The organism is Flavobacterium sp. (genome assembly GCF_028712645.1).
GTDB lineage: Bacteria > Bacteroidota > Bacteroidia > Flavobacteriales > Flavobacteriaceae > Flavobacterium.
Map to the genome: position 1 here is coordinate 1 of NZ_JAQTPQ010000248.1, position 5,091 is coordinate 5,091.

General features: G+C 31.9%; 3 protein-coding genes. All 3 read left to right on the plus strand.

All coding sequences use genetic code 11. The features are described from left to right. Positions 1-1,385, plus strand: a 1,385-nt coding sequence (locus PHC28_RS15415; protein ID WP_300102655.1) for an N-6 DNA methylase, incomplete at its 5' end; no start/stop codon positions are given. After that, positions 1,382-4,624, plus strand: coding sequence for an RNA-directed DNA polymerase (locus tag PHC28_RS15420; RefSeq protein WP_300102657.1), 3,243 nt, complete (start codon positions 1,382-1,384; stop codon positions 4,622-4,624). The genes PHC28_RS15415 and PHC28_RS15420, both read left to right, overlap by 4 nt. Positions 4,625-4,626: 2 nt before the next feature. Further along, on the plus strand, positions 4,627-5,091 hold a 465-nt coding region (locus PHC28_RS15425; RefSeq protein ID WP_300102660.1), incomplete at its 3' end, for a restriction endonuclease subunit S.

The following is a 5,091-nucleotide window of genomic DNA, read 5'->3' on the forward strand; positions in this document are numbered from 1 at the left end:
GAGAAATAATCGAACAATTTGAATTCGAAAACCAAATCACCAAGATGGATGACAATAATTTGTTGTTTATGGTGGTGAAACGTTTTCAAGACATCGACTTGCATCCAGACCGCATTTCTAGTATGGAAATGGGATATATGTTTGAAGAATTAATCCGAAAATTTGCCGAGATTTCAAATGAAACCGCTGGGGAACATTTTACACCAAGAGAGGTTATCAAGTTGATGGTAAACATCCTGTTTTTGAATGATAGAGAAATCCTAACCAAAAAAGGAATCACCAAAACCATTTATGACTGCTGTGCAGGAACAGGGGGAATGTTATCAGTAGCAGAAGAATACTTGAATGAGTTGAATCCAGATGCACGTTTGGAAGTATTTGGTCAGGAACTCAATCCAGAATCCTATGCCATTTGCAAATCAGATTTAATGATTAAAGGACAAAACGCATCCAATATCAAAAAAGGGAATAGCATATCTGATGACAAATTAGAGAATGAAAAATTCGATTATTTGATTACCAATCCGCCCTTTGGTGTGAAATGGGAAAAATTTGCCAAGAAGGTAAAAGAAGAACACGACCAGTTGGGACACGGTGGACGATTTGGAGCTGGATTACCTAGTGTTGGTGATGGTTCTTTCTTGTTTTTGATGCACTTGATGTCCAAGATGAAACCAGAAGGTTCACGATTGGCATTGGTTTTTAATGGTTCACCATTGTTTTCTGGTTCACCCAGCAAGACCAAAAATGAAAGTAGTATTCGACAATGGATAATAGAAAACGACCTCTTAGAAGCTGTAATTGCGTTGCCAAATCAATTGTTTTATAATACTGGTATTAGTACTTATGTTTGGATGATTTCCAACAAGAAACCAGCAGAACGCAAAGGAAAAGTTCAATTGATAAATGCCATTGATTTCTCCAAAAAAATGAGCAAATCGTTAGGAAACAAACGAAACGAAATAAGTAACAAACAAATAGCTGAAATCACCAAAATATATGGCGATTTCAAACCCAACGAATACTCCAAGATATTTGATAACAAAGAATTTGGTTATGCCAAAGTAACGGTGGAAAGACCTGAACGCAATGTCAAGGGTCAAGTGGTAACGGATAAAAAAGGAAATCCTAAACCAGATAGTTCACTTAGAGACACCGAAAATATCCCTTTGACAATGGATATGTTAGACTATATGAAACGTGAAGTATTGCCACACGTTCCTGATGCTTGGATAGATGAAACCAAAACCAATATTGGTTACGAAATTAACTTTACCAAGTATTTTTACCAATACAAACCCTTACGTTCATTGGATGAAATCCGAAAGGACATAATGGCGATTGAGCAAGAAACGGATGGACTCTTAAAACAAACTATATTATGATATTTGAAAATTTAACAATTGATGATGTAAAAACAGCCTATCGTAAACTTAAATCTTTATCATATTATGACTCACACGACCTTTTTTTAAAAGCAAAAATTGCTTCCTTTGAAACAACTTTTGCAATGACTGTTTCAAAAAATATTAAATACAAACTAGCTAATTTTGAAGAGAAGTTAAATGTTCTACATAAAGAGCTTACTTCTGAGGAACAAACCACCAACTCAAAATACTGGAATAATTTATACAAAAAAATAGACTATAGAGTTTTACCTAAGAAAGTAAAATCATACAGTGATTATTCAAAGAATAACTCCCAAGAATTAATAAACAACATTTTTACAAATGTTCGTGAAATTGATGAAGATTCAAAATATGAGTTTGAGAAACTAACCTTTTATATTGATGCTCCAATTGAAATTCATATTGTATCTATTTTATGGATTATGAAAATTGGTTATATTCTTGAAAGTGATTTAGATGAAAAATGCTATGGTAATAGATTAATTCTTGAAAAAAAGAAAGCTAATAGTAAAGAAGAAACAGTCAAAAATGATAATGGCTTATTTAAGCCTTATTACAAACAATATCAAAAATGGAGAGATGAAGGAATAACCGTTGCTAAACAGTATCTGGACAAGAAACAAGATGTACTGTTTATAAATATTGATATAAAAGATTATTACTATTCTGTAAGGTTTGAGTTTGATAAATTAAATGCGAGACTAAAAAACAAACAAATAAACGACTGGAATAAACTAAATTCTGTATTTCGTGAGATACATGAAGTTTACACACAGCGAATTAAATCAACGAATTACCCGAATGATTTAATTAAAAATATTGAAGATAACGAGACGGTTTTACCAATAGGTTTAGCTTCATCTTATATTCTTGCAAACTGGTATTTGCACGAGTTTGACTCAAGAGTATATCAGAACATTCGTCCCATCTACTATAGTAGGTATGTTGATGACATCTTTATAATCACAGCAAATCCGAACACTAAATTCACTGCTGAGGAAACTTGTGATAAAATTCAAGCTGATTTTTATAATAAGCATGACAAATCTTACATAGACAACCTCAAAGAAGAGGAGCAATATATTATCAAAACTCTATATCCTGTAATTACTCTTGAAGATACTCCAATTGCACTAACTAAAGTTGAACCAAATATTGGAAATAAAATCTTCAAAATAGAATGTTATAAAAATCTTTACATCCAGCCTTCAAAAACTCTTGTTTATTACTTTAGACATGATTCAACACTTGCTATGCTTGAAAAATTTAAGCATGAAATGGAAAAACGCTCGAGTGAATTTAGATTTTTACCTGATGAAAAACTTGAAGAAAATGGTTTTGATGAAGAGGCTTATGAACTAGTTTTTGACGACTCAATACACAAGGTTAAAACGCTAAAAGATTATAAAGAAAGTCGCTATGGAATTGCTTCACATCTATCAAAAAAGATTTTTTACAGTCTACGAAATGGCAAAAAAAACACAAAAGAAGATGCAGAAAAAATTCTAAAATTCTTCAAAGGAACAACTAATTTAGAACACTTTAGGCAATGGGAAAGACTGATAACTTACTTTGTGGTAAATAACAATAAAGAAGAGTTTTTGGAATTTTCCGTAAATACATTCGAACAAATTTTCAATCTCCCATTACCCCACAAGTTTAACGGTTATAATATTAACTATATAAAAATAGCAGGGGATTTATTGGAGTATTTTTCAAATGCAATGGAAATAGCATTTGCCCTACAACCATCTTTCCATGAGCCATTGCAATTAAAAATAACTAAAGTTTTTGGTAGATTCTATGGGGAGTTTAATCACAGTAATGACAGACCTCTTCACATATTTAGTAACTGGCAAAAATTCAGGTTGTCAAATATGGTAAGGCATAATTATGTCAACATTCCATTATTGAATTACACTAATATTTCAGTTAACTCATCATTATTAGAATGTGACTTTTCAAAGATTAAAGACATTCATAATATCGCCTTTAGCCCATTATTAATTGATTATTCACCGAGAAAAGTAAGATTTAGTGAAGTGGCATGGATGGAGTGTATCAAAAGAGTTTATGCTACTAAAGAAGTAGAACAATTTCAAAATCGAACCTCTAACGATATACTTTTTAAAGAGGATGAAGAAAACACAAATTACCTCGAAGAAGCATTTATTACTTATTTTAGAATTAATTTTTGGCACAAGAGGAATGACCAAACATTTTACGATACACTCAAAAAAGAAATATTTGACTATTCAGAATGTAGTTCAATTGAAGAATCTACAAATGGCATTCCAGATTGGAAACTTGTAGCACATGAAATTTCTGTTAATCAAACAGAACAACTTAAAAAATTAAGAGTTGGACTAGCTAACATGAAAGTAAATGATGCGGATTATGAAGCCAGTATGTTAGGCAAACCTAATATGAGTGATAGATATGTTAAATTTGCAAAAGTATTAAATGAAGCTGAGGCTGAAAAATGTGACTTAATAGTTTTACCCGAATTATCCCTTCCTCATGGATTAGTAAAAACTGTTATGGAATATTCATGGAATCATCAAAGAGCTGTTATTAGTGGAGTTGAACACTGGACTTATAATAATGTAGCATACAATTTTATACTAACAATACTGCCCTGTAAAATCAGAGGCGTAAATGATGCAGTTCCAATTTTAAGATTAAAAAACCACTATGCCCCTATTGAAGAATTCTGGATAAACGATTTTCGTAGGGTAGTCCCAAAACCTGTTCCATATCGTTATCACTTATTGAGATGGAAAGGTTTGTATTTTACTAATTATAATTGTTTTGAATTGGCTGACATAGTTCATCGTTCAATATTTCGCTCTAAAATCGATTTTTTAGTAGCTTCTGAATTGAATAGAGATGTTAACTTTTATTCAAATATTACAGAAACAACTAGTAGAGATTTACATTGTTATTTTATCCAAGTGAATACCAGTGAATACGGAGATTCAAGGGTTACACATCCTAAAAAGTCTGACTCTAAAGACAGCTTAAGGATAAAAGGTGGATTAAATACGAGTTTGCTTGTTGATGAATTAGATATTGAAAAACTACGAGCTTTTCAATACAAAGGCTTTGGTCAACAAAAAGACGACCCTACCTTTAAAACTACACCCGCAGATTATAATCATGATGATGCATGTAAACGACAAGAGAATAAATCGTTTAAAAAAACCAGTTCATAATTATGAAGAAATACGATAACTATAAAGATTCGGGTATTGAATGGTTGGGGGGAATTCCAGAACATTGGGAAGTGAAAAAATTAAAATTCATTTCCAAAATTTGTAATGGTCAAGACCAAAAGGCTGTTTTAGAAGATAATGGGATATATCCTGTTTATGGAAGCGGGGGAATCTTTGGTAGAGCAAATTCTTATCTTTTTGACCAACCATCCGTACTACTTGGTCGTAAAGGAACAATTGATAAACCTCAATATGTTGAAGAACCATTTTGGACTGTCGATACATCATACTATACAAAGATTCGTGAAGGATTTTCTGTTCGACTATTTTATTATTTGTGTACCACTATAAATTTTGATTTATACAAATATGGGTCTGCAATTCCAAGTATGACACAAGGTCATTTGAATGAAATAAAATTTGCCCTACCTGATTCATTAGAAGAACAAACCCAAATAGCCAACTAC